The organism is Streptomyces sp. NBC_00271 (assembly GCF_036178845.1).
GTDB lineage: Bacteria > Actinomycetota > Actinomycetes > Streptomycetales > Streptomycetaceae > Streptomyces.
The window spans coordinates 11,472,434-11,497,220 of the sequence record NZ_CP108070.1 but is presented as its reverse complement, the minus strand read 5'-3'; the positions used below and the strand labels follow the sequence as shown (position 1 = coordinate 11,497,220).

19 protein-coding genes and 5 pseudogenes are annotated in these 24,787 nt (G+C 68.7%); 15 read left to right on the top strand and 9 right to left on the bottom strand.

The features are described from left to right. The first annotated feature begins 310 nt into the window (after window positions 1-310). From OG798_RS52515 to OG798_RS52505, 3 genes are read left to right on the top strand one after another with little or no spacing between them, the layout of a single operon-like run. The gene (locus tag OG798_RS52515) at window positions 311-835 is read left to right on the top strand and encodes a PadR family transcriptional regulator (protein WP_328759889.1); all 525 of its coding nucleotides are present in this window, start codon (window positions 311-313) and stop codon (window positions 833-835) included. Next, the gene (locus tag OG798_RS52510) at window positions 832-1,524 is read left to right on the top strand and encodes an ABC transporter ATP-binding protein (RefSeq protein ID WP_328759888.1); all 693 of its coding nucleotides are present in this window, start codon (window positions 832-834) and stop codon (window positions 1,522-1,524) included. Before OG798_RS52515 ends, OG798_RS52510 begins: the two co-directional genes overlap by 4 nt. Beyond that, on the top strand, window positions 1,521-3,866 hold the full coding sequence (locus tag OG798_RS52505) for an ABC transporter permease (protein ID WP_121413345.1): 2,346 nt from the start codon (window positions 1,521-1,523) through the stop codon (window positions 3,864-3,866). The genes OG798_RS52510 and OG798_RS52505 overlap by 4 nt, the downstream gene beginning before the upstream one ends. Before the next feature lie 378 nt (window positions 3,867-4,244). Here the strand turns inward: OG798_RS52505 and OG798_RS52500 are convergent. Further along, window positions 4,245-4,552 (bottom strand): annotated as a pseudogene (locus OG798_RS52500) (IS5-like element IS4811 family transposase); the annotation flags it as partial. Window positions 4,553-5,171: 619 nt separating this feature from the next. Here OG798_RS52500 and OG798_RS52495 point away from each other — a divergent pair. Beyond that, entirely contained in the window at window positions 5,172-6,566 is a 1,395-nt protein-coding gene (locus OG798_RS52495) for an AlbA family DNA-binding domain-containing protein (RefSeq protein WP_328759887.1), read from the top strand. Between the two features lie 94 nt (window positions 6,567-6,660). Here OG798_RS52495 and OG798_RS52490 read toward each other — a convergent pair whose 3' ends face one another. Beyond that, entirely contained in the window at window positions 6,661-6,867 is a 207-nt protein-coding gene (locus OG798_RS52490; RefSeq protein ID WP_328759886.1) for a hypothetical protein, read from the bottom strand. Window positions 6,868-7,054: 187 nt separating this feature from the next. On the opposite strand from OG798_RS52490, the gene OG798_RS52485 reads away from it, so the two are divergent. The 3 genes from OG798_RS52485 (at window position 7,055) to OG798_RS52475 (ending at window position 9,246) form a co-directional block, all read left to right on the top strand. Further along, entirely contained in the window at window positions 7,055-7,366 is a 312-nt protein-coding gene (locus tag OG798_RS52485; protein WP_095850091.1) for a hypothetical protein, read from the top strand. A gap of 75 nt (window positions 7,367-7,441) precedes the next feature. Next, window positions 7,442-8,719 carry an IS701 family transposase gene (locus tag OG798_RS52480; RefSeq protein ID WP_328759885.1) on the top strand — a complete coding sequence of 426 codons (1,278 nt, stop codon included), beginning with the start codon at window positions 7,442-7,444 and terminating at the stop codon, window positions 8,717-8,719. Between the two features lie 146 nt (window positions 8,720-8,865). After that, a complete protein-coding gene (locus OG798_RS52475) occupies window positions 8,866-9,246 on the top strand; it encodes a VOC family protein (RefSeq protein ID WP_095850102.1) in 381 nt (126 codons plus the stop codon). 70 nt (window positions 9,247-9,316) lie between these two features. Here OG798_RS52475 and OG798_RS52470 read toward each other — a convergent pair whose 3' ends face one another. Next, window positions 9,317-10,231, bottom strand: a complete 915-nt coding sequence (locus OG798_RS52470) for a LysR family transcriptional regulator (RefSeq protein ID WP_095850103.1) — start codon at window positions 10,229-10,231, stop codon at window positions 9,317-9,319. A 106-nt stretch (window positions 10,232-10,337) separates the two neighbouring features. Between OG798_RS52470 and OG798_RS52465 the strand changes: the two genes are divergently transcribed. Both OG798_RS52465 and OG798_RS52460 read left to right on the top strand, forming a co-directional pair. Beyond that, the gene (locus tag OG798_RS52465; protein ID WP_328759884.1) at window positions 10,338-10,781 is read left to right on the top strand and encodes a nuclear transport factor 2 family protein; all 444 of its coding nucleotides are present in this window, start codon (window positions 10,338-10,340) and stop codon (window positions 10,779-10,781) included. Between the two features lie 14 nt (window positions 10,782-10,795). Continuing rightward, window positions 10,796-11,389: a short chain dehydrogenase gene (locus OG798_RS52460; RefSeq protein ID WP_328759883.1), complete on the top strand. Its 594-nt coding sequence runs from the start codon at window positions 10,796-10,798 to the stop codon at window positions 11,387-11,389. A gap of 60 nt (window positions 11,390-11,449) precedes the next feature. Here the strand turns inward: OG798_RS52460 and OG798_RS52455 are convergent. After that, a pseudogene (locus tag OG798_RS52455) lies at window positions 11,450-11,599 on the bottom strand (IS630 family transposase); the annotation flags it as partial. Between the two features lie 59 nt (window positions 11,600-11,658). After that, window positions 11,659-12,054, bottom strand: coding sequence for a VOC family protein (locus tag OG798_RS52450; RefSeq protein WP_097228407.1), 396 nt, complete (start codon window positions 12,052-12,054; stop codon window positions 11,659-11,661). 174 nt (window positions 12,055-12,228) lie between these two features. On the opposite strand from OG798_RS52450, the gene OG798_RS52445 reads away from it, so the two are divergent. Next, on the top strand, window positions 12,229-13,053 hold the full coding sequence (locus OG798_RS52445; protein ID WP_328759880.1) for an HARBI1 family protein: 825 nt from the start codon (window positions 12,229-12,231) through the stop codon (window positions 13,051-13,053). Between the two features lie 42 nt (window positions 13,054-13,095). Here OG798_RS52445 and OG798_RS52440 read toward each other — a convergent pair. Then, window positions 13,096-13,221: pseudogene (locus tag OG798_RS52440) on the bottom strand (IS630 family transposase); the annotation flags it as partial. 314 nt (window positions 13,222-13,535) lie between these two features. Between OG798_RS52440 and OG798_RS52435 the strand changes: the two are divergent. Continuing rightward, window positions 13,536-13,721 (top strand): annotated as a pseudogene (locus OG798_RS52435) (amino acid permease); the annotation flags it as partial. A 312-nt stretch (window positions 13,722-14,033) separates the two neighbouring features. On the opposite strand, the gene OG798_RS52425 reads toward OG798_RS52435, so the two are convergent. Continuing rightward, on the bottom strand, window positions 14,034-14,603 hold the full coding sequence (locus OG798_RS52425) for a hypothetical protein (protein WP_328760247.1): 570 nt from the start codon (window positions 14,601-14,603) through the stop codon (window positions 14,034-14,036). Window positions 14,604-14,997: 394 nt separating this feature from the next. Here OG798_RS52425 and OG798_RS52420 point away from each other — a divergent pair, with 394 nt between their 5' ends. Then, window positions 14,998-18,375 (top strand): S8 family peptidase, encoded by a 3,378-nt coding sequence (locus tag OG798_RS52420; RefSeq protein ID WP_328759878.1) that lies wholly within the window; start codon window positions 14,998-15,000, stop codon window positions 18,373-18,375. A gap of 142 nt (window positions 18,376-18,517) precedes the next feature. Here OG798_RS52420 and OG798_RS52415 read toward each other — a convergent pair whose 3' ends face one another. Further along, entirely contained in the window at window positions 18,518-19,516 is a 999-nt protein-coding gene (locus OG798_RS52415) for a helix-turn-helix domain-containing protein (RefSeq protein ID WP_121413352.1), read from the bottom strand. A 428-nt stretch (window positions 19,517-19,944) separates the two neighbouring features. Next, window positions 19,945-20,424, bottom strand: coding sequence for a winged helix-turn-helix transcriptional regulator (locus OG798_RS52410; protein WP_095850108.1), 480 nt, complete (start codon window positions 20,422-20,424; stop codon window positions 19,945-19,947). Window positions 20,425-20,483: 59 nt separating this feature from the next. Here OG798_RS52410 and OG798_RS52405 point away from each other — a divergent pair, with 59 nt between their 5' ends. The 3 genes and pseudogenes from OG798_RS52405 (at window position 20,484) to OG798_RS56945 (ending at window position 24,776) form a co-directional block, all read left to right on the top strand. Further along, complete coding sequence (locus tag OG798_RS52405) at window positions 20,484-21,947, top strand: MFS transporter (RefSeq protein ID WP_121413353.1); 1,464 nt, start codon at window positions 20,484-20,486, stop codon at window positions 21,945-21,947. 289 nt (window positions 21,948-22,236) lie between these two features. Beyond that, window positions 22,237-24,196: pseudogene (locus OG798_RS52400) on the top strand (SMI1/KNR4 family protein). A gap of 55 nt (window positions 24,197-24,251) precedes the next feature. Then, window positions 24,252-24,776 carry a beta-propeller fold lactonase family protein gene (locus OG798_RS56945; protein ID WP_413254840.1) on the top strand — a complete coding sequence of 175 codons (525 nt, stop codon included), beginning with the start codon at window positions 24,252-24,254 and terminating at the stop codon, window positions 24,774-24,776. Window positions 24,777-24,787 lie beyond the last annotated feature (11 nt).

The following is a 24,787-nucleotide window of genomic DNA, read 5'->3' as shown; positions in this document are numbered from 1 at the left end:
CCAGAGAAGCACGGCACGGAACTGGCTGTCCTGCGATGAAACAGACTCAAGCCGCCTCGTACCCCATGTGTCACACCGGCCGACCCAGGAGATCCGACCACACCAGCAGCCCCATCAGCACCGCACTCCTGCGTGGGACAAACGTGCAGATACAAGGGTTCTAGAGAGGAAAACGACCTCTGACTGCCCGTTTCCGAACCGTGACGATCGGAATTCCCGGCTCCCTCACCTGCACTGTCGTACACCCTCACCATGAGCTACACACTCGACGTATACACGCCGCGTATACACGGCGTGTAGAGTGCGGGTCATGTCCATCGGTCACACCCTTTTGGGGCTCCTGGAGTCCGGCCCGCGACACGGTTACGACCTGAAGCGGGCCTTCGACGAGAAGTTCGGTCACGACCGGCCGCTGCACTACGGCCAGGTCTACTCGACGATGTCCCGGCTGCTGAAGAACGGACTCGTCGAGGTCGACGGGATAGAGGCGGGCGGCGGCCCGGAGCGCAAGCGCTACGCGATCACCGACGCCGGCATCACCGACGTAGAGCGGTGGCTCGCGACCCCGCAGAAGCCGGAGGAGTACCTCCAGTCGGCCCTCTACACCAAAGTCGTCCTCGCGCTGCTCACCCACCGGGACGCCGCCGACATCCTGGACACCCAACGCTCCGAACACCTGCGCAGCATGCGCATCCTGACCGACCGCAAGCGCAAGGGCGATCTGGCGGACCAGTTGATCTGCGACCACGCCCTCTTCCACCTGGAGGCGGACCTGCGCTGGCTGGAGCTGACCGCCGCCCGACTCGACAAACTCCGTGAGGCTGTAGCCCGATGACGACTTCTCCCCCTGGTTCCCTGCTCACCGCGCAGGACCTGCGCAAGACCTACGGGCACACCCATGCCCTCGACGGCGCCGAGTTCTCCATCCACCCCGGCGAGGTCGTCGCCGTCATGGGCCCCTCCGGCTCCGGCAAGTCGACGCTGCTGCACTGCCTCGCGGCCATCCTGCCGCCCGACTCCGGGTCGATCACCTACAACGGGCGCGAGGTGACGACGATGAGCGACGCCCAGCGCAGCGCGTTGCGCCGCTCCGAGTTCGGCTTCGTGTTCCAGTTCGGGCAGCTCGTGCCGGAACTGACCTGCGTGGAGAACGTCGCCCTGCCGCTCAGGCTGAACGGCACCTCCCGCAAGGAAGCCGAGCGGGCGGCGCTCGGCTGGATGGAACGCCTGGAGGTCGACGACCTGAAGGGCAAGCGGCCCGGCGAGGTCTCCGGCGGCCAGGGCCAGCGCGTCGCCGTGGCCCGCGCGCTGGTCACCGGCCCCCGGGTGCTGTTCGCCGACGAACCGACCGGCGCGCTCGACTCCTACAACGGCGAGCGCGTGATGGAACTGCTCACCGACGCGGCCCGCTCCACCAACGCCGCCGTCGTCCTCGTCACCCACGAGACACGGGTGGCCGCCTACTCCGACCGCGAGATCGTCGTACGCGACGGCAAGTCCCGGGACATGGAGCGCGCCATATGAGTCCGCGCCAGTGGTCCAGAGACCTGACCATGGGAGCCCGGTTCGCCGTCACCGGCGGCCGCGAGGGCTGGGTCCGAATGACGCTGACAGCGGTCGGCGTCGGCCTCGGCGTGGCCCTGCTCCTGTTGTGCACCGCGATGCCCAACGTGTTCACCTCCCGCAGCAAGGTGGAGGACGCCCGCTACGCCAACGTGTACTCCCAGACGGTCCCGCCCAAGGCCGACAACACTCTCCTGATCGCCGACGCCGACACCACCTGGCATGACGACGACATCCAGGGCCGGTTCGTCGAACCCGAGGGCAGGCGGGCGCCGTTGCCCCCGGGGGTCGACCGCTTCCCGGGTAAGGGCGAGATGGTGGTCTCCCCCGCGCTCAAGGACCTGCTGGACTCGGACAACGCGAAACTGCTGCGGGAGCGCCTGCCGTACAAGATCACCGGCACGATCGGCGAGAGCGGACTGATCGGCTCGCATGAACTGGCTTACTACGCGGGCGCCTCGGGGTTGAAGCTCACGGACTCCTCCCTGGTGACGCGGCTGGCCAAGTTCGGCAAACCGGACGCGAAGCCCGAGAAGAGCGACCCAGTGCTGCTGCTCATGGTCTTGGTCGTGTTCGTGGTGCTGCTGACGCCGGTCGCCGTGTTCATCGCCGCCGCCGTCCGCTTCGGCGGCGAACGCCGCGACCGCCGCCTCGCCGCGCTGCGCCTGGTCGGCTCCGACCGGGGGATGACCCGGCGGATCGCGGCGGGCGAGGCGCTGGCCGGAGCCCTGCTCGGCCTCGCCGTGGGCACTGGCTTCTTCTTGCTCGGCCGCCAGAAGCTGGGCACCGGCGAGTTGCTGGGCGTGAGCGTCTGGCCCAGCTACCTCGACCCCACTCCCGCGCTTGCCGCGCTGGTCGCGGTGGCGGTGCCGGTCGCCGCGGTGCTGGTCACGCTGCTCGCGATGCGCGGCGTGGTCGTCGAACCCCTCGGTGTCGTGCGTGCTGCCAAGCAGAGCCGCCGCCGGCTGTGGTGGCGGCTGCTGCCGACTCTGGCCGGCCTCGCGATGCTCTACCCGATGATCGGCCAAGGCCACAAGAACGGAAACTTCAACCAGTACCTCGTCATCGGCGGCGTCCTGATGCTGCTGATCGGCATCACCGCCCTGCTGCCCTGGGTCGTGGAGGCGGTCGTCGTCCGGCTCGGCAAGGGCCCGCTGTCCTGGCAGTTGGCCGTGCGACGACTGCAGTTGAGCAGCGGCACTGCCGCCCGCATGGTCAACGGCATCGCCGTGGCGGTGGCCGGGGCCATCGCGCTGCAGATGCTCTTCACGGGAACGCAGAGCCAGTACACCAAGAGCACCGGCAAGGACCCCAGCCGGGTCCAGATGCAGGTCGACTTCAGCGGCCCCAAGCCGCTGCCCGGCGTCGAGCGCGAATTCACCGGCACCAAGGGGGTCCGGGCCGCGGTGGCCCTGGCCCGCTCCCAGTACGGGGACGCACGTCGCAACCCAGAGAACAGCAACGGCCTGACCGTGGGTAACTGCGCCGCCCTGCGCGAACTCGCCATATTGCCCTCCTGCAAGGACGGTGATGTGTTTGTCACGCGAACGCGGAGCGGCTACTCGGACCCCAGCAACGCATCCGAAATCGCCCTGGTGAAGCCCGGTCGGCAGCTCTACATCGACCCGTCGTACGACGGCGCCGAACGCCGACTCGAGGTGCCCTGGACCGTTCCGGCAAACATTCGGGAGGTGAACGCGCGCAAGGACTCACTGCAGGACTACACCAGTCTGCTGGTCACCCCCGCCGCCCTGCCCCACAAGGCCGCGCCCGCGGTGTTCTCGGACGGTGTCTACCTGCGCCTGGACCCGTCGGTGCCGGACTCACGGGAGTACATACGCAACGTCGTCGCCCGCATCGACCCCCTGGCACAAACCTACAGTTGGTCGGCGACCCAGGAGGACGTCAAGTACACCTCCATCCGCACCGGCCTGTTCGTCGGCTCCGCCTTCGTGCTGGCACTGATCGGCGCGAGTCTGCTGGTCTCCCAGCTGGAGCAGCTGCGCGAGCGCAGGAAGCTGCTCTCCGCGCTGGTCGCCTTCGGCACCCGGCGCCGCACGCTCACCCTGTCGGTACTGTGGCAGACGGCCCTCCCGGTCGGGCTCGGCCTCGTACTGGCCACATCGGTGGGTATCACCCTCGGCTCGGCGCTGCTGAAGATGACCCGTACACCGGTGACCATGGACTGGCCGAGCGTCCTGACCATGACCGGCGTGGGCGCGGCCGTGGTCGGCGTGGTCACGCTGCTCAGCCTGCCGCCGCTGCTGCGGATGATGCGCCCGGAAGGCCTGCGCACGGAATAACCCCTGGCACATCCCCCGAAGTGGGCTCCTCCTGCCAGGAGGAGCCCACCCCTGCACGCAGGCAAGCCCGGTCGGCATCAGCACAGTCACCGTCAGAGCAACCTCGGCGCACAGCAGGAACCACAGTCGAGGCGAGCACGCGATCAGACGACGTCGGCCGGGAGCCTGCCGACAGCGACCAGGCAGAGCTCTGCGGCCGAACGAGTCGCTGCGTCACCCAGAGTAGTCATCGAGCATTGCCCACAGCGCCGAGCAGCCTGGCCGGCTCAGGCGCCGATTCGGGCCCCGTCAATGCCAAGGTGATGGCCCTGACCTTGAGAATGATCAGTCCCGGTCGGCTTCGCGGGATGCCGGCTGTCCGCTCCTGCGGGAGCTTCGACGGGTGATTCGCCTGGTCATGAGTGTGATGGCAGCCAGGTGATCAGCGATTCGGAGTGCTGGACGACCCGTTCGTAGTCGCGTGCGTGTCGGCGGACGTGCATGATCCAGGCCAGAGACCGCTCGACGACCCAGAGGCAGGGAAGGATGACGAACCCGGCGGCGTCCTTCGGTCGACTGACCGTCTTCAGAGTCAGCCCGAGATGCTTCCTCGCCCAGATCACGAGCTGTCCGGCATAGCCGGAGTGCGCCCAGACGATGGTGATCTCGGGGTGCATCAGCCGCAGCCGGAACAGGACTTCCTTGACACGTCGCAGGCGGTGCAACCCCTGGGAGCCTCAGCTGCACCCAAGCTCTCGTGCTTGAGCTAGGTATCACCGGCGAACCAATTACCGAGGTCCTGCTGTTCCACCGCTGGCCAACGGTCGGTCACGGTGGCCGGTGCGGGCCCAGAGGGCACGCGCTCCCCCCTGCCGCCCCTTGACCGTGCATGAGTCGGACTTGATCACCGTCACCACCGGTGACGGATCAACGCCGCAAGCAGGGCCGAGCCAAAAGCCCTCACACCTACCGGTCGCCGGGTGCGGCACAGACTCTCGCCCGCCCACCGGCATGGCGGAGGCCCCCGAAAGCCCTCCCCCGTCGCTGCTTCATACCGCGTCCGAGAGCAATTGATGTGTGTCCGGAGCGGGTTGCGGCGTACCAGCTCAGAGGGCCTCAGATCAGAGAAGCAGCAGGTCAGGTGCTCCAGAGAGTTGTCCGGCTCTAGTCGAGATGCCACAGGCCAGAGGCTCTCAAGTATCCGACGTAGGCCTCATCCATTGCTGGTCGTGACAGGGCATTCGGGAAGCGGGGTGGGGTTGCGGCTTCGCCTGGCGCGCCCCGCTCGCTGTGAGCAGCGCAGAGAACTCGCATGGAGCGGATCGCATGAGCCGACAGCAGGGTCTGCGCATGGTGACGCGACTGACCAGGCTCGTAGGCCTGCTGGGCAGAGGGCTCGACAACGTGGACTACGACTGCATCACTGCTCTCGTCGGCAACTCCGAAGCCGCTGAGAGTGAAGATCTCGACTACAAGCGGTCGCATTACGCCACGGACGACAAAGGCCGAGAAGAACTGGCCAAGGACGTTGCCGCCTTCGCCAACCACACCGGCGGACTTCTCATCCTGGGCATGGCCGAAAACAAGGGCGTACCGAGCATGGCCTTCGACGTGGACCTGGATGACACTCACCTACGGCGCATCCGGCAGACCATCGCCAACAACACGGCGCCTCCCGTCTCCTACGAGCCCATCCCCGTCCCCAACCCCAGCTCCCCGAATGTCGGATTCCTGCTGCTCGCCGTCCCACGAAGCCCCTACGGCCCCCATGCTGTGACGGCTCCCCCCACCAAACCGTCCCGGGATTCTCTGCGCTATCCCCGGCGCGGCGGCAGCACGACCGAGTGGCTCACCGAGACGGATGTCTCCACGGCCTACCGGGCCCGTTTCACGTCGGCCGCTGAGCGCGACCAGCGCCTGGCCGATGTCGAAGAGGATGTTGTCGGTGCTCTGGTGCGACGCACCACGCCGCATCTGATCGTCACCGTGGTTCCCGAACAGGCCGGTGACATGGTGATCGATTCCGACCGCTTCGCCCGATACAAGGAAGAGCTTCTGGCCACGGAGCTCCTCCTGGGGCAGGGAGTCCGCAACTTCGGGCGGGTCACCGTCGGTCCGCGTCGGCTGATCGTGACGGAAGGCGGCTCCCGCTACTCCGCCCGCGCCGAACTGCACCGCGACGGCAGCGCCACCATCGCCATTCCCCTGGCCGGGCAGCTCCAGGTGGACGACAACGACGCCGCGCAGCTGCACACGACGGAACCTGGCGACATCGTGTACCCGCTGCTGTGCGCGCTCCCGTTCCTGGCAGCCCACGCGCGGGACCGGGCAGCCGCCAGCGGTCCTGCACACGTTGGCGTCGCCCTGGTCGCAGACATGGCCGCCCACCCGACCCAGGCCAGGTTCCTGGACCTTGACCGGCCGGGCGTCGTTTCCTTCCGCGTGGACCGGATCGATCCGGCATCAGGACGGCGGGCTCCCCTCACGCCCGAGCCGTGCAACTACGCCACCGCCCACGCCGGCGTCCTCCTGGACGACCTCGCCGACCTCGACCGCGGTCTCCTCCAGGCCACCGCAGCACTCGCGGACGAGCTCCTGCAGGCCTACGGCTACCCCGAGACCGGCCTCATCACCCGCACCGGCGATCTCCAGCCCTCCCTGTTCACACACCGGAACTCCGGGGCCGTAGAGCAATGGGCACGCCAGCGCCGTCTGCTGTAGAACCCTTTCGTCAACCTCGTGTGGGGGACGAATGTCTCGCAAGGGGCAGATCAGCACCGGTTGTGCGTGCAGCGGGCCCGGCCCGGGTGTTGGGCTACGTGGCGAGGAGTTCCGGGCCGTCGGCGTCGGGCGGAAGCGTCACGCTGAGCTGCTCGACGGGGATCCGCAGCACCTTCTCCTGACGCCCGTTGAGGTTGGTGCAGGTTGCAGTCCAGTGGAGGCTGGCAGCGCCGTCGGCGGAGGGCTGTCCGTACGGGATGATCGGGGCAAGCCTTACGTGCGCGTGAGCACGTAGGTCCACGGGAGGAGACTTGATCACGAGACCGTCTTCCGACCATGTCCACTTGGGGAGCGGCAACGCCGAAGGACCGCGTCTCAACGCATAGCCCACCGGAGAGGGAAAGCCTGAGTACCTGATCCATATCCCTCGCGGTGCTCCTCTGCCGACGTGGTCCGGGTCCATGTAGCGTCAAGGCCAGGGGGATGAGATGAACTTCGACGAGAACGAACCTCAGTCTGTTCGGGAGGAACGCTTCGCCGCAGAACGGACCGAACGCAGAGAGGCGCGCAAGGCTGCATCGCTCGACTCGCGGGGGGCCCACCTCGGCGCGGCAATCGTGACTATCGCCTTGGTCCTCCTCAGCTGGTACGGCAAGCTGGTCGCTCTGGGCATCGTCAGCGGAGTCTTTCTGCTCTGGTTCTCCGCAGCCCTCGCGTGGGCCTACGCCGACGGGGACCATGGCCGGCACGCACTCCAGCGCGCGTACAACGTCACCTTCGGATGGGGCGAGGGGTTCTGAATACCAAATACTCGGCACCTAGTAGGACTCCGTTAGGTCTTTCTCTCGGTCCCGTTTGAGAGGATGCTGTGGGGTGTGGACGCATTTGAAGTGAACCGTGCTCGGGCGAAGTTGGCGTTATTCGTGGCTGATGTGTTCGCGTCGGTGCCGCGCAAGGATCAGCGGGCGAAGGGTGACTGCTATCTGCGCGGACTGATGCTGGACGGGCGGCGCAAGTCCATCCAGGCCATGGCAGAGCGGCTGCCGGACGGCAACGAGCAGAACCTGCAGCAGTTCGTGAACCAGTCGACCTGGGATCCGGTGCCTGTGCGGCGGCGGATCGCTGAGCGGATGGTGCCGCAGATCGGCCCGGACGCGTGGGCGGTCGACGACGTGTCATTCCCCAAGGACGGGAATCAGTCGGTGGCGGTCGCCCCTCAGTACTGCGGCGCTTTGGGCAAACAGGCCAACTGCCAGGTCGCGGTGAGCGTGCACGCGGTCTCCGACACCGCGTCCTGTCCGCTGCAGTGGCGGTTGTTCGTGCCCCAGCAGTGGGCGCACGATGCCGGACGGCGGAAGAAGACCGGGATTCCGCAGGAGGTCGGGCACCGGGAGAAGTGGCGCCTGGCCCTGGACACCTTCGACGAGTTGGCCGGGTGGGGTCTGGTGCCGCCGGTGGTGGTGGCCGATGCCGGTTACGGGCAGAACGCTGACTTCCGGGCCGGCCTGAGCGAGCGGGGCATCGGCTATGTCGTGGCGGTCCGTTCGGACGTGACCGTCCACCCGCACGGCACCGAGCCCCTCACGCCGCCGTGGTCGGGCCACGGCCGCAAGCCACAGCCCCGCTACCGGGACAAGCCGTCCCCGCTGTCCGCGCTCGCGGCCGGCCGGGGGCGGCAGGCGTTCACTGAGGTGACCTGGCGTGAAGGTTCCCGCGGGCCGATGCGCTCGCACTTGCTGGCAGTGCGGGTGCGGCCGGCTGGGGTCAGGGCCCGCCGTCTGGCCCGGGCCGCCGCCACCGCCGAACACGGCCACTGGGACGGTGTCCTGCCCGAGGCGACGCTCCTGGCCGAATGGCCCGAGGAAGCCGAAGTACCCAGCGACTACTGGCTGTCCAACCTGCCCACCAGCACACCGCTGCCCGAGCTGGTCCGTCTGGCCAAGATCCGCTGGCGGATCGAGCACGACTACCGGGAACTCAAACACGGCCTCGGCCTGGACCACTTCGAGGGCCGTTCCTGGGCGGGGTGGCATCACCATGTCACCCTGGTCACCGCCGCCCACGCGTTCCTCACCGAACAGCGCCTGGCCCCAAAAGCCGATACAGCGGACTCACCCTCTACCAGACCCTCGACGCCATCCAAGGCCTGCTGAACTGCTGGACCGGCACCTGCACCACCTGCCACCGCCCCCTGCCCAGAACAGCCACCACCAGCCCAAACCCAAGAACCAGAGCAACCTAACGGAGTCCTACTAGGGTGTGCATCGAAAAGATCCACCGATCGACCCGTGGAGATGCCATGCCTCTGCAGATGAAGTTGGGTGCGATAACACTCGATTGCCCTGATCCGCTGGCTCTGGCCGCGTTCTATCAGCAGGCCACCGGCCTCGAACCTCACCCGAAGTCGAACGCCGACTTCGCCGGTCTCAACCGTGAGGACGGACTCTTCATCGGCTTTCAGCGGGTCGACGACTACCGAGCTCCGAGCTGGCCCGACCAAACCGTTCCGCAGCAGCTTCACATCTGCTTCAACATCGAGATCGAGGACGACCTGGGCGAGGCCGAGGCCCAACTGCTGGAGCTGGGTGCGGGCAAGCCGGATCACCAGCCTCATGATGAGGCCAGGGCGCGGGTCTTCACTGATCCGGCTGGGCATCCCTTCTGCCTGGTCAGACGCTGACTGAGCATGCTCGGCCTGCTACTGAACTTGGATGCGTGATGTCGGCTTGGTCGTGGTCATCTGTCCATGGTCAGGCCGGTGCCTGCGAGGCAGTGTCGCTGCATACGGCACGGCAGCTAAGGATGAAGGCGTCGACGGCGTCGTCAACCAGTTGGGTGTGCGGCCGGGCGACACCGATCTGGCTGGGACTGACGCCCGTCACGGGCCGGTAGACGACATCCGGGCGCTGGTAGAAGCGGGCGGTCGCCTCGGGAGTGAGGCTGATGCCCTGGCCGTGGGCGATCGCGTTGAGCCATTCATCGGGGTGGTGCGCGACCGCGCCGATACGCACAGGGTGGCCCTCGCGCTCGTCGGCCGCGAGCCAGTAGTCGCGCCACTCCCCTGACTCGGCGGGGGTCGCCACGAACGGTTCGTCGTACAGATCCTGGAACCGGATCCGGTCCTCCCCTGCGAGGCGATGCCCCGCAGGCAGGGCGATCCAGCGTGGCTCGGTCAGCAGCACCTCGACGTCGAAGTCGCTCTGCGCTGGCACTGGCAGGCGCAGCAGCGCCACGTCGACCTCACCGGCGGCCAACCCGGCGGTGGGGTCGGTCCATTCGGTCTGCCGCATCTGGACCCGCCAGCCGGGGCGCCGCCGGGCGAAGTCGGCGATGATCAGCTGGGTGCGCTCATTGGCGGCGCTGGCCACGAAGCCGACCCGTAGCGTGCGTGCGGCCCGGGTCGTGGCGCCCCGGGTGACGCTCAGCGCACGCTCCCAAGCGGTTAGCACGGCGCCGGCGTGGGCGGCCAGAGCCTCACCAGCCTCGGTGGGGGCCATCCCTGCGCGGGAACGGACGAACAGGTCCACTCCCAGCTGGGCTTCCAGCTGCCGGATCTGCTTCGTCAGCGCGGGCTGCGAGATGTACAGACGCTCGGCAGCCCGCGTGAGGTTGCCTTCCTCGACCACCGCGGCGAAGTACCTCAACTGACGGGTGTCGATATCCATGCCGCCAGGTTATGGAAGCAGGTATTGGACGACTACAGCGGCCCGGCGAGATCGTTGATCACGCGACCGGGACAGCCCGGTACCGAACCCGCCGGGGAGCATCCAGATGACGACGAGTGAAGCCGTGTCCGACCCCAAGGCCGAGGCCATCAACCACTTCTTCTCCGCCTACGCCGCCAACGACGTCAAAGCGATGAGCGTGGTCCTGGCTCCGGACATCGAGTGGACCATCCCGGGCCACCACCCTCTGTCGGGCACCAAGCACGGAGTCGACGAAGTGGTCAGCTTCTTCGACCAGCTCGGCAAGGCGGGCTTCCAGGCCGAACCCGTGTTTCTCGGCAGCAACGGCGAGTACGTCGTCGACATCCACCGAGGCTGGACGACTCAGGGCGTGGGCCAGGTCGACACGATGTGGGCACTGGTATGGCACTTCGACGCCGACGGCCAGGTCGATCGAGTGGTCAACCTCAGCGGCGACCAGCACCAGATGGACAACTACGTCTGGGCCAACTTCCCGCTGGCCCCCCTTCCAGCCCGCCTCGCCCGATGACAGAAGGAAGCAGTATGAAAATCATTGTGATCGGAGCAACCGGCACCATCGGCCGTGCGGTCGCAGACGCGCTGGAGACCGAACATGAGGTGATACGGGCTGCACGCGACAGCAGCCCACGGGTCGACCTGGAGATACCGGCCTCCATCGACACCCTTTTCGACACCGTCGGCAAGGTGGACGCGGTCATCTGCTGCGCGGCCAGCGGTCAGCTGACTCCGCTCACATCCCCTTCCGACGACGAGTTCACTCTGGGTCTGAAAGGCAAGCTGCTGGGACAGGTGAAGCTGCTAAGCCGGGCCCTGGACCACGTGCGGGACGGCGGGTCCATCACGCTCACCAGCGGAATCTTCCAAGAGCCCACGCCAGGCAGCTCGTTCGGCGCTCTGGTCAATGCCGGACTGGAGGCATTCGTCCGGGCGGCAGCCATCGAAATGCCCCGCGGGGTAAGGGTGAACGTCGTCAGCCCAGGGTGGGTAAAGGAGACGCTCGAAAAACTCGGTATGGACAACAGTGGAGGCACGCCGTTGAGCGACGTCGCCCACACCTACATGGAAGTTGTCACAGGAGAGGTGCAGGGACAGACCTTGACCCCTCTCCTCCGCTGACAGCCGGAGCGTCGGTAAACGAGCGGGACGCCACTACTGAACCGGCTTGGTTGGCTGGCGTCAGCCGTCGATGGTCAGGCCGGTGCCCGCAATGCAGCCGTCGATGAGGTGCGGACAGTACTGAGTCTTCTTGAGGCTGCGCTTCACTGCGGTGGTGAGATGGTCGAGGTTCGCGGCGGCGAGATTGCAGATGGTCCGTTTCACCAGTGAGGTCTTCTCGGCAACATGACGCTTGCGGTGTGTGACGGGGGCGGGTGCCCGCTCGCGGTTTAGTTCTGCGGTGCCAGGGTGCGCAGGACGTCGAACTCGTTGCCCTCGGGGTCTGCCATGACTACCCAGTTTCGGTCTGAGCCCTGGCCTACATCCGTCGTGGTGGCGCCGAGGCCGAGCAATCTGGTCACCTCGTCCTCGGTGCTGCCGTCGATCGGGCTGACGTCGAGGTGAAGCCGGTTCTTCACGGTCTTGCCCTCGGGTACCTGGATGAACTGCAGGGTGGGCGGCATCTGGCGGGCCCGAACATCCTCGATGGTCGGAACCCAGGAGCCGATCTCGACCTTGCCCTCGCTCCGGTCGATCACCTTGAAGTCCAAGACCTCGCACCAGAAGGCCGCGAGCATCTCCGGATCGTGGCAGTCAACGGTCAACTCGGTGAACCTACTTGTCATGACTCTCCTAGATAGTGCGGATGGGACTCAGAGTATGCCCGCTCGTCCGACAGATCCGAGATCTTTTTGACTAGGGACATCAGACAGGCTTGGCCCGGCATCAGATACACAAGAAGCCCCTGGTAGGAACCGGTCTGCGAAGAAAAGGTTCCGGGTACCGAGAGGCTTCACGCATTGACCACTATCACCTACACCAGCGTGCTCTGTGTCAGCCGGGCCACTGCTGAGACCCTCGCGAAGCTGCTGCTCGAACACCGCGAGCGTCTCGGGACCCGCAAGGGCACCCGCGCCCTGGCGCCGTTCAAACAGAGCGTGTTGATCCTGCGCTGGTTCCTGGACGGTACCCGGCTGACTCAACTCGCCCGCGACAACCACATCTCCGTCCCGACGGCCTACCGCTACCTCCACGAAGGGCTGACCGTGCTCGCCGACCACGCCCCGGACCTGTCCACCGCACTGAAGCGCGCGGCCTCGGCCGGCTTTACACACCTCAACCTCGACGGCACCGTCATCCGTACCGATCGCGTCACCGCCCTCGGCCCGAACAAGGCCGACCTGTGGTGGTCGGGCAAGCACAGGCACCACGGCGGCAACGTCCAGGTCATTTCCGCACCCGACGGCTGGCCGCTCTGGGTCTCGCCAGTCCGGCCCGGCCGCGAGCACGACACCCCCTGCGCCCGTACCCACGGCCTGATCGCCGCCCTGAACCGGCTCGCCGACACCCTCGACATCCCCACCCTGACCGACCTCGGCTACCAGAACGCCGGGGCCAGCCTCCGCCACCCGGTCAAAAAGCCCAAGGGCGTCGAACTCACCGACGACGCCAAGGCGTTCAACTCCGTCATCCGAGGCGTCCACGGCGTGGCCGAACGCGCGAACGCCCTGCTCAAGGTGACCTTCAAGGCTCTGCGCAGGGTCAGCCTCGACCCCAAGGCGATCACCCGGATCACCCGCGCCGCCCTCGTCCTGCTCCAGATGGAGCACGGCCGCACCAGCTGATCGAAGAGCACGAACCGTCACGAGACGTTACCGAAAAGGGCTTAGTGACCAGATGCCTCCCTGCGGGTTGAGATCGGGTGCGTAGACGGGAAAGTGGAAGACGGTCAGCCACTCCTCGTTCGCGGCGATGAACTCCTTCATCTGCGGCATGAGGTGAGGGCGCAGGTTGAACTCAAGAGTCAGACCCCGCCGCAGGACGGCACCCGCCAATTCTCCCCACACGCAAAGCCCGCCGTCATCGGGAGCTCAAGGCTGTTGCCGGTGGGCGTGCGGGGTTCGGGCCTTGGGTTCAGCTCCTGGTCGTGTCGAGCGACATCGGCATGTTCAGTGGTCGGCCTACTGACATGTCTCGGGTCGCGGCAAGCCCTGACGCTCTCCGCCCCGGCCAGACACCCTGCTCCGCTACCGTGCCCCGAGATCAACGACCGGTGCGAGAAGGAGTGGGCGATGAACAAGTGGGAGCCCCGGCGGGGGCGGGCGCTATGAAGCGCCGCGTCGGCGTGTCTGACGCAGTATTGATCGGCCTGGGCTCCGTGATCAGGGCCGGGATCTTCGCCGCGCTCGGCCCGGCCGCCGGGGCCGCCGGTTCCGGGCTGCTACTCGCTGTGGCCTTGGCCGCAGTCGTGGCCTACAACAATGCGACGTCTTCGGCACGGCTGGCCGCCCTCTAAGAAGCCGTATCTCAACCGATCATGGAACGTGCGGTTCGAACAGGTTTCCCGCCTGGGTGATCTTCCCGTCGTACGCGCATGAGGACAGGGCCTCTTGGTAGCTCGGGGATGCGAATCTGACCGAGCGCCAGTGCCGGGAGGCCCTGGTGTCCTTGTTGTACGTGCCCGAGCCCGTCCAGTCCAACTCGGCTGCACCATCGTGTGATTGTCTCGCACCGACGACATGACAGGGTTCGTGGTGCTCCCCAAACGCTCGGTGGCAGAGCGCACGTTCACATGGCTGATGAACTCTCGCCGCCTGGCCCGGGACTACGAGACGTTGCCGACCAGCAGCGAGGCGGTGATCCGGTGGTCGATGGTCACCCGGATGAACCGGCGTCTGGCACGGCCACGGACCGCCGGCCGGCACTGCACATCCCCGACGCGTCCAGGAAGAGCCAGGCGCCTGGCCTTCGAACGCACCCCCTCGACCTTCGCCGGCGTCGTCCCAAGGCCCAGCTCCCCCGCGATCTCCCTGGCCTTCACCGGCCCCTTGCCCGCGGACCGCCGCTCCGCCAGCATGTCCAGAATCCGCTGGTGGTCGAGCACGGTCACCGGCAGCCCGTCCCGCCAACGCGGCACCACCGACCCCGGCACTGGTGAGGGCACCGTTTCCTGCGCCGTCCTGGTCACGGCAGTCGTCTCGGCGGCGGACGCGGCCAGGACCTGGACCAGTTCCCCCCGCGCGATCACCCGCCGATCCAGCTCGATCTCCGCGGCCTCCAACACCTCGGCCAACCGCGCGACTTCCTCCCGCAGACCCTCCACCCGCACACGGGCCGCCGCCTCCCGCTCCTCCAGCATTCCCAGCACCGACGCCACCGCGCACCCCTCGGCCATGAAGCGGACACAAGATGCCGCATGCCTCCCTCACCGCGAGCGAAACCATGCCTGAGCAGGCGAAATCAGGGGATCACGTTCGGTTGAGATACGGCTTCCAAGGGCTCTGGGCTCTGGGCTCTGGGCTCTGGGCTCTGGCACAGTACGCGCCGCCGAGGGCAGCCGAAGGGCTTCCGGTCGAGCCGGAAAGGAAAGACTGTGCGTGATCTCCGGCGGCCGGCTTGACACCACCGGGGAGCGGCTCGCTCGGTTCGTGCATGAGCCGCCAACCTGGCCACTTTTGCCCTCTTTATGAAGTATTGGGGTTGGCGTAAAGGTGACTTGACGCCTGGTGGACAGGGCAAACTGCTGACCTCGGCACTTGACGGCACCACGCTGTCCTCCCATGAGACACATGAACAACAGGTGGCGCCCCGGGATCCGCCCTCCCCGGCCTCGGCATACGGCGGCGGCCGCCGCCCTCGTGGCGCTCGTGGCCGGTCTGACCGCCGCCCCCGGCGCCGCTCAGGACCTCGGCCCACACACCGGGCGAACGGAAGCCGCCGCGCAGACCGGAGCGGCCCGGACGCAGATCATCTCCCGGCAGCAGCTCACCCTGATCACCGGCGACCGCGTCACGCTGGAGACGGACACCTCGGGCAAGCAGAGTGTGTCGGTCGAGCCCGCCGAGGGCCGCGAACGAGTCGCGTTCATCAAGCGCCAGGCCGGTCGCGACTGGACGGTCATACCCGCCGACACGCTCCCGCTGCTCGCGACGGGCCGCCTCGACAAGGCGCTGTTCAACGTCTCCGCCCTGGTCCGGGGCAAGTACGCGCAGCGGTCGAGCCTGCCGCTGATCGTCGAATACGCCGGTGACGCGGGCACCGCCCGGCGACAGCTGACCGCCGCCGGCGCCGACACCGTCCGCCCCATCGGCGGGACCCCCTTCGCGACCCTCGGCGAACACCGCGCGGACGCCGCAGGGTTCTGGAAGGGCATCGCCCCCGGCCGGACGGACGCCACGTCCTTCGGAGCGGGTGTGCGCCGGGTCTGGCTGGACGGCCACTCCAGGATCCAGCTCGACAGCACGGTGCCGCGCATCGGCGCCCCGCACGCCTGGGAGAAGGGCTACACCGGCACCGGCGTCAAGGTCGCCGTGCTCGACACCGGTTACGACCCCAACCACCCGGACCTCAAGGGCCTCGTCACCGAGTCCGCGAACTTCACCACCGAGCCGAACACCGACGACCTGAACGGCCACGGCACCCACGTGACCTCCACGGTGGCCGGTTCCGGCGCGGCCTCCGACGGCACGTACAAGGGTGTGGCACCCGGTGTGCGGATCCTCTCCGGCAAGGTGTGTACCGCGGACGGCAACTGCGACAACTCCGACATCGTGGAGGGACTGGCCTGGGCCGCCCAGCACGGAGCCAAGGTGATCAACCTCAGCCTGGGCGACACGGACACACCGGAGACCGACGCCCTCGAGGCCATGGTCGACACCGTGACCCGTGACTACGGCACGCTGGTCGTGGCCGCGGCCGGCAACAGCGGTCCCGGCAAGGTCTCCTCGCCCGCCTCCGACGACCGGGCGCTGGCCGTCGGCGCGGCCGAGGAGGACGACGACCTCGCCGGCTTCAGCTCGGTCGGCCCGCGGGTGGGCGACTCCGGCCTCAAGCCGGACGTCATCGCACCCGGCGTCAACGTCGTCGCCGCGAGGGCGGGCGGCACCACCGCCGACGACGGCTATGTCGCGATGAGCGGCACGTCCATGGCCACGCCCCATGTGACCGGAGCCGCCGCCATCCTGTTCCAGCAGCATCCCGACTGGACGGCGGAGCAGGTCAAGCGCCAGCTGATGCAGTCGGCGACCGGCGCCAAGGAGCACGGCGCCTACTTCCAGGGCGCCGGACGTGTCGACGTCGCCCGGGCGGTCGACCAGGACGTCACCGCCGACACCACCGCACTGGACTTCGGGCAGATCCGCTGGACGGACGGCAAGCGGCCTCCGGTGACCAAGACCATCACCTACCGCAACCCGGGCGCCGCGCCGGTCACCCTTCAGCTGAAGGACAACCCGAGCAGCGGGAAGAAGGACGTGCCCGCTCCCGCCGGCCTGTTCCGGCTCAGCGCCGACACCGTCACCGTGCCCGCGCACGGAACCGCGGCGGTCACCCTCACCGCGACCCCGGAAGCCACCACGACGTACGCCGCGTACAGCGGTGTGGTGACCGCGAGCACCGCGGACGACCAGGTGTCGGTGCGCGTCCCGTTCGGCATGGACGTCGAGCAGCCGTCCTACGACCTGCGCATCGACATGAAGAGCCGTACGGGCGGGGCCCCCGACAACGCCTACCTGCTGGTCAACTCGGCCGACGGCAAGGCGTACGAGGTCGAGGCGCTCGGCAAGAGCAGCACGGTGGTGCGACTGCCGAGGGACACCTACTCGGTGAGCGGCTTCTACTTCGACGCCTCCTTCACCGAGGGCACCATCGTCGGCGTGCCGAAGGTCGTGATGAGCGCCGACCGGCAGGTGACCATCGACGCCCGCACGGCGAAGCCCGTCACGGTGTCGGCACCGAGCCGCTCCGCGCGCATCATGTCGGCCGAGATCGGCACGATCAGCATGGCCGACCAGCTGCTCTCGGTCACCATGTACAACGCGATCGGCACGGACCACATCGACGGCGTGTACGCGGTGCCGACGGCCCAGTACAAGGACTCGAAGTTCACCTACCTCGTCACCAGCGTCTGGGGCGACCCGGCCGGCGCGGACGGAAACCCCGCCTCGGTCTACTACCTCACGCGACCGGTACACGGCGCCATCCCGGCGGACCCCGCCTACAACCCCCGCAAGTCGGAGCTGGCCCGGGTGAACACCACGTTCGCCGCGACCACGCCCGGCACCACGGCCACGCGCATCGTGTGGACGTACGTCGACAACGTCCGCTTCAGCGGGCGAGCGATGGAGGGAATTCCGGTCCCGGCCCGGCGCGTCGACTACTTCTCGGCGGCCGACGGCCTGCGCTGGCAGACGGCCTTCGACCAGAACAGCTTCCTCGACCCCAACGCGCACGGGCAGAGCTACCTGAGCGACCTGCACGGCTACCGGGCCGGCTCCCAGGTCGAGGAGCGCTGGAACGGCGGGATCCAGGCCGTGGGCCTCTCCTCCCAGATGGCCGCCTTCCGTGAGGGCGACACGATGTTCCGGCCCTTCCAGTCGGCCGCCAACGGCAACCTCGACCTGGTGGCCGACACCACGTCCGGCCTGCCCGAGGTGAAGCTGTGGCGCAACGGCGAGCTGGTCTCCCAGGACTGGAGCATGAGCGACGTCCCGGCCGACGCCACCCCCGCCGACTACCGTCTGACGGTCGAGCACCACCGTGACATGGCCCCCAGCTCCGTCTCCACGAGTGTGCGGGCGGAATGGCGGTTCCGGTCGCAGACCACGGCGACCCGGCAGGCGCTGCCGCTGTACGCGGTCCGTATGTCGCCGAAGTTGGACGAGTGGAACCGGGCCGAGGCCGGCCGCAAGCTCGACATCCCGGTCCTGATCCAGCGGACGGCCGGCGCCCCGGCGTCGCCCATCCGCGTCTTCACCACCGAGGTCTCCTTCGACGAGGGGAAGACCTGGCAGTCGGTGCGGGTCGAAGGCTCCGGCATGGAGCGCACCGTGACGGTGGAGCACCCGCGCCGCGCCGCGGGCGGCTCGGTCAGCCTGCGCGTCCACGTCGAGGACGCGGCGGGCAACTCCTTCAAGGAGACCGTCATCAAGGGCTACCTGCTCAAGTAGCCGCCTTCGCGGAGCAGTCACGTCCTCGAGCAACTGCTTCCGCCAGTGGCGCAGCCCGGCGCAGCGGCCGGACGAACGGAGACAGGGCCCGCCGGACACATCCGGTGGGCCCTGTTCGTGTGCGTTGCGGCGCCCGTCGTGCTCAGAGCCAGTCACGGCGGGCCGCGTGCCAGCCCAGCTGCATACGGGTCGCGACGCCCGCCATGCTCATCAGGCCCTGGATGCGCCGCTGGACGGTGCGCTTGCTGACCCGCAGCTGTCCGGCTATCGCCTCGTCCGTCATGCCGGCGACCATCAGGGAGAGCAGGTGCCGGTCCTCCCCTACCGGCGAGGCGGCATCCGTGGTGCCGGCGCCGCCGATCTGGCCCTCCTCGGTCACCCGGAGCGGGGCACCGATCTCCCAGTGGTGTTCGAACAGGGCGATGAGCGCCTCCAGCAGGCTGCTCTCCCGCACCACCGCGGCGCGCAATTCCCGGGGGTTGCGGGACGTGCCCGAGGCAGCCAGCGGCAGGATGGCCACCGAGCGGTCGGCGATCGCCATCCGCAGCGGCAGGAGGGGCACCGCCCGGGCGACCTCTCCGGCGCACACGCCCTTGACGACGTAGTCCACCGCGTCGGGGTCGTCGAAGTACGCCTGCTCGTACAGGGCCCTGTAGAGCACGCCCCGGTCCAGCGCGTCGAACTCCTCCTGATTGCTCTCCGGGGACATGGCCACGTACTGGGCCTTCACGAACCACATCATCTCGCGGTCGGCACCGTGCTGGAGCTGGCGCAGATGCTGGCGCAGCGCCGCAGCGCCGGTGATGATCTCGACGGCCTCGCCCGTGCTCCGGGCCCATGCGCTGCGGCGGTGTGTCTCCGCCAGTTCGTAGACGGCGGCCCGGGTCTGTTCCAGGGCGTCGAAGTGGCGTTGGAGCCGGGGCATGAGGGCCACCTGCGGCGGCACGGCCGTGAACCATTCGGGACTGTCCTCGGCCACCGACGCCAGGCCCTTGTGCTCCAGCGCGCGCAGCAGCCGCCGCGCGGTCACGACGTCGAGGGCCGAGCGGCCGGAGATGTCCTGAGCGGACGCCGTCCCGGTGGCGACCAGAAGGCGGTACGCCTCGCTCTCGTCGGCCGTCAGGCCCACCGTCTCCAGCATGTCGCCACCTTTCTCAGCATCCGGGCCGCCTCCGCCCGGGTTTCCGCGGGGGAAACGCGGTCGTCCCGGCGGATGATTCCCCCAGCCCCTGCGACCAGGCACCGCGACGGTTGTCACCGGCGATCTGGTTCACCGATGACGGGGCGGTGCCGTCAGCACATCCGGTGGCCCCCGGGCGGGCCGCTCAAGTGTCACAGACTGTGGGCCACGGGGTGGCGAGGTTCGTACAGCGGCAGTTCGGCGCCACTGGGCAGACGCACCGCCGTCAGCCTGCCCCAGCGCTGTTCGCTGACCGGGTGAGTGATCTGGACGCCCCGCGCGCAGTGCGGATGAAGGCGCGGTCGGCCTCCGCGTCCTGGCCGTAGAGGATGACGTGGGCGCCGTTGATCATGCCGGACCTTCATTTCGCCGAGGTGGGGCCGTTCGGTCTACGGGGTCGTCACCGGGCCCGACTGGTCCCAGCCGGGCACGAGGTCGTCCCGGTGGACATCTTCGCCATGGACCCGCTCGCCGCAGGTCTCGCACACCGTGTGGGTGACGAGGTCGTGATCCCGGTGCCGGATCCGGGCGGGCGGTGCGGTGACGACCCAGCGGTCGCCCCAGCCGATCAGCTCGCGGGTGATGGCCCCCAGGTCGCGCCCGGCCTCCGTCAGGTAGTAGCCGCTGTAGCGGGCATCGTCCGGCAGCGGGCGCCGTTCGAGGACGCCGCTCTCCACCAGCGCCTTCAGGCGCGCGGCGAGCCGGTCCGTGGGAGCGCCGGTGTTTCTGGCGATCTGCCGGAAGCGGTGGTTGCCGAGCATGACCTCGCGGATCGCCGGCAGGGCCCAGCGGTCACCGATGATCTGGAGGGCCGCGGCGAGGGAGCAGGGGCGCCCCGCCATGTCCCGGGGGTCGATAAGCGTGGTCACTTTCCCAGTATCACCCGGCAGGGTTTGATTTCCAAACCACCCTGTGTTTGGGTTGCATCATGTCCACGCTGCTTCGGTTTTCAAAGCACCCTCGGACGGCCGCCGCAGTCGTCCTGGTGGCCGTCTTCATGACCAACCTGGATCTGCTGATCGTCAACGTCGCGCTGCCCGCCATGGGAGAGGACTTCTCCGGAGGCGGCGGCGCGGCGGACCTCGGATCGCTGTCCTGGGTCCTCAACGCCTACGCGATCACCTTCGCCGCGCTGCTGGTGGTGGCCGGGCGTGCCGGTGACCGCATAGGGCAGCGGCCGGTCTTCCTCGCCGGGATCGCCGTCTTCACGCTCGCGTCGCTGGGCTGTGCCCTGGCCCCGAACCTGGGAACCCTCATCGTGGCCCGGGTGGTGCAGGCCGTAGGGGCGTCGGCCCAGATCCCGACCTCCCTGGCCCTGCTGCTGGCGGCGGTGCCGGCCGAGCGCCGCACCCAAGCCACCCGCGGCTGGGCCGGGGTCGGCGGACTCGCCGCGGCCGCCGGGCCCGTCGCCGGTGGCCTGCTGACCGAGGTGGACTGGCGGTGGGTCTTCGCCGTCAACTTGCCCATCGGCATCGCGGCGCTCGTCGTCGGCCGATCCGCGCTGCCGAAGCCGGCCGCGCGGGAGACCGGGCCGCTGCCCGACCTCCTCGGCGCCCTGCTGGTCATCGTCTCGATCGCGTCGCTGTCCGGGGCGCTGGTGCAGGCACCCGACCAGGGCTGGACGAGCGGCGAGACCCTACTGCTGCTGGCTGTCGCCGTGATTGGCGGCGCCGCGTTCGTGCTCCGGTCCCTGCGGCACCCCCGTCCGCTGTTCGAGCTGGACCTGCTGCGGTTGCCGCGCTTCGGTGCGGCGAACGCGGGCAGCCTCCTGTTCGGCGTGGCCTTCGCGATCATGCTGCTGTCGAACGTGCTGTGGTGTCAGGAGGTCTGGCACTGGAGCGCGCTGCGCACCGGTCTCGCTCTGGCCCCCGGCCCCGCGCTCGTGCCCGTCGTCACCGTGCTGACCACCCGCGCCGCGCAGCGCTTTGGGCAGGGACCGCTGATCGCGGCGGGCGGCGTGCTGTTCGCCGGTGGCATGGTCTGGTTCGCGATCTTCGCGTCGGTCACACCGGACTACGTGAGTGAGCTGCTGCCCAGCCAGCTGCTGACCGGTGCGGGAGTGGGCCTGGCCCTGGGCACACTGGTGGCCGCCGGCGTGCACGCGGTACCGGGACACCGTGCGGCGACCGGTTCGGCGCTGGTCAACTCAGTGCGCCAGATCTCGGCCACGATCGGCGTCGCCGTCCTGGTCGCGGTCGTCGGCTCCCATGTCGACGCCACCTCGCACCACGACTTCCGGGTCGTCTGGTACACGGCCGCGGCGCTGAGCCTGGTGACCTCGGCGGTCGGGGCGCAGCTCAGCCGAGGGCGGGGCCAGGGCCCCGAGCGGACGGGACCCGTCGCGCCGAAGGAAGCCGAGGCGACGGGGCTGGCTCTGCCGCAGACACCCTGACCGGCCGCTGCCCGGCGCGCGAGAGCTGTTCGCCGCCCGGGACGCCGGACGGCGAACAGCAGATGGTGCCTCGCACGTGCACTGGGGCACGCCAACTTGCGGGACGGAGGTAGACGAGCTCACGGCCTTGGGATCGCCTTCACCGACGTGGAGTTCGCCGACTTCTCCATCGACCAAACAGGGCGCGAGCACGCTGGCACAGCCTGCCAGGCCGGTCGCGTACAAAAGGGTCCTGTCGGCCGCAGCAAGCAACGGAGCACTGTCAGTGGTGAGTGGCAGCATCGGGCGCATGACGGACACCACGGCATTCGACTGGCGGTCCTTCCTGCTCAAGTGGAGCGGGGAGTGGGCGGATTCCCTGCCGGACGGCGAGACGCGGGGAGAGGACGACGAGACCGCCCGGCAAGCGCGGTGGCTGGGGTTCCCGCCCGCGTCCACGGAGCGGATCGCGGCCATGGAGGAGCGTCTCGGTCGACGGATGCCCCCGTCGTACCGGGAGTTCCTCAAGGTCAGCGACGGGTGGCGGCACGCGGGCGGGTTCGTGTGGCTGCTGGCGGGGACCGAGGACGCCCACTGGCACAACAACGAGTCAGGACTCGCGGACATGTTCGAGGAGTACCTGGACGAGGACGCCGGGCCCGAGGAGCGGCGGGAGGCGGACATCTGGCGGCGCGGGCTGCAGCTCGACGTCGAGTCCGACATCACCCACGTCCTCATGGATCCCGAAGACGCGGACGAGGACGGTGAGTGGGCCGTGTACACGTGGGCGAGCTGGCGGGCCGCGCCGCCCGAGCGGCACACGAACTTCCTTGAGTTCATGCGGGACATGTACCGGGAGCTCCACAGCCTGCGGGCGCACCGGAGCGACGGGGAGCCGGTGTTCGCCAACGACACGACGCGAGAGCTGGACGCCCTGGTGGAGGAGGCCCGGCTGGAGGTGCTGCGCGGCGGCTGGGAACGGGCCGTGAAGACGCTGGACGAGGCCAAGGAGTACGGCAGGCCGCGGGCCGCAGGGCTGGGCGACCAGATACGCCGCCTGCTCGGACAGACCTACATGGTGTACTTCGACGACCTGGTGACGGACCCGCATTACGCACCCGAGCTGCTGCCACCGCTGGTCGCCGAGCACGCGGCGCACTCGTACCGGGACGACTCCACACTGACGTTCCATCTGCGGGGCGCCGACGACGACGTGGTGTCGCTGGCTTACGCGGCGCTGGATCAGGTGAGGAACGGCACGTACCGGTACTCGGCGGCCGGACCGTTCGGGGAGGGGGTCGAGCGGGCCCGGGAGCTGGCGCGGTGGGGAGACACCGACGGGGCATGGCGGACGCTGATAGATGCTCTGCCCCTGTGGAAGCCGCTGGGACCGGACCACCTGGCGCCGCTGGGGTGGGTGGCCGAACCCGGTGCTCGGGCCGCTGCTGACCCCGGAGCGGGGCCGGGAGCTGCTGTCCACGCCGAGGGGCGGGCAGGCGGGTGAGGCACCGAGGCCGACGGCCGGGCTCGACCCGAGCGACCTGGCGTGGCTAGCGGCGCCGGACCCGGGCAACAACCGCACGTCCTACCGGTTCGTCCTGGTGGAGGGGGTCGAGCCGGAGGAGTTGCCCGGACGTCTCGCGGACGGGGACGGGGACGGCACCGTGCTGAATGAACCCACGACGCTCTGGGAGGCGCGCCGCAGATCGCTGGACAACCAGAGGGAGTTCTCGTCCTACGACGACAGGGCTCTCATGGCGGTCGGCCGGGCCGGCACCGGTTGGAGCTTCGCCTTCGACGGCGATCCCGCCCCGTTCGACCAGCGTCGGTTCGTCTCCCCGGCCGCGGCCGCCAGCGCGGGCACCCGTGCGGTGGTGGTGTGGAGCGGCCTGAGGACATGGCACGGGGAACCGTTCTTCCACCTTTCGGTGGCGCGAGACGGTGCCGAGCAGTACGCATTCACGTACGTGGACGGAGAGATCCGGCAGAGCGGGGAGATACCGCGGGCGCTGGACCCGAGCCGGTTCTTCAGTGACCTGGAGGACAGCGCCGGGGCGGAACGGTCACTGCTGGAAGCGGTGGCCGGGGAGTTCGCTGCCTGTCTGCCGCGTCATGCCATCGTGAACGGGCGGCTGCACACATTCACCACCCGTTCATGGACGCGGCCGCCGAGAGACGGCGAGACGTACGCGGTGATCCGCATGCACCGGGCAGCCGCGCGCCCGGCGGACGGCGAGCGGACGGGAGAGGACGGGCCGGGGAGCAGGTAGAGACCGGCCAGGCTGCGCACACTCTCAATATGGTGCGAGTCGAGAGCACGTAGACCTGGGATGTCGGAGGACGATCACCGGCTACCGGATCGACCGCCCGACCGGGATGCTCTCCCTGATCGGCCACACCAGCCAGGGCGTGAGCGGTCCGACCAACTTCGTCATCGACCCCAGTGGACGATGGCTCTACGTCGACAACAGCACAGCCGACAGCGTCGCCCAGTTCGCTGTCGGGCCCGAGCGCGCGTGCGGCCGTCGAGGGCCGCTGCGGCGGCGTACTGTCGGCCGGTCAGAGGCTTGGGAGAGGGCAGGTTCCACGCCCGTCCCCATGACGCCTCGCTGTCGGCCGGCATCACGAGTGCCCGCGCGAGATCCGGCAGGTAGTGCAGGGCGTGCGGTTGGTCGAGCTTGCCCGGCCAGAACATGCGCCTCCCGGCGACCGCCCGCGCGAACAGGGTTTTCCCGGGGCCCGAGATCAGCCCCCGGGGGCCGGGGCCGTAGTAATCGGCACCCCGGCCGCCGCAGCGGAGTCTTGCCGCCCGGCAAAGACCCCTTCGCTGCATGGGGCTGCCCACCATGAACACCCCGTCC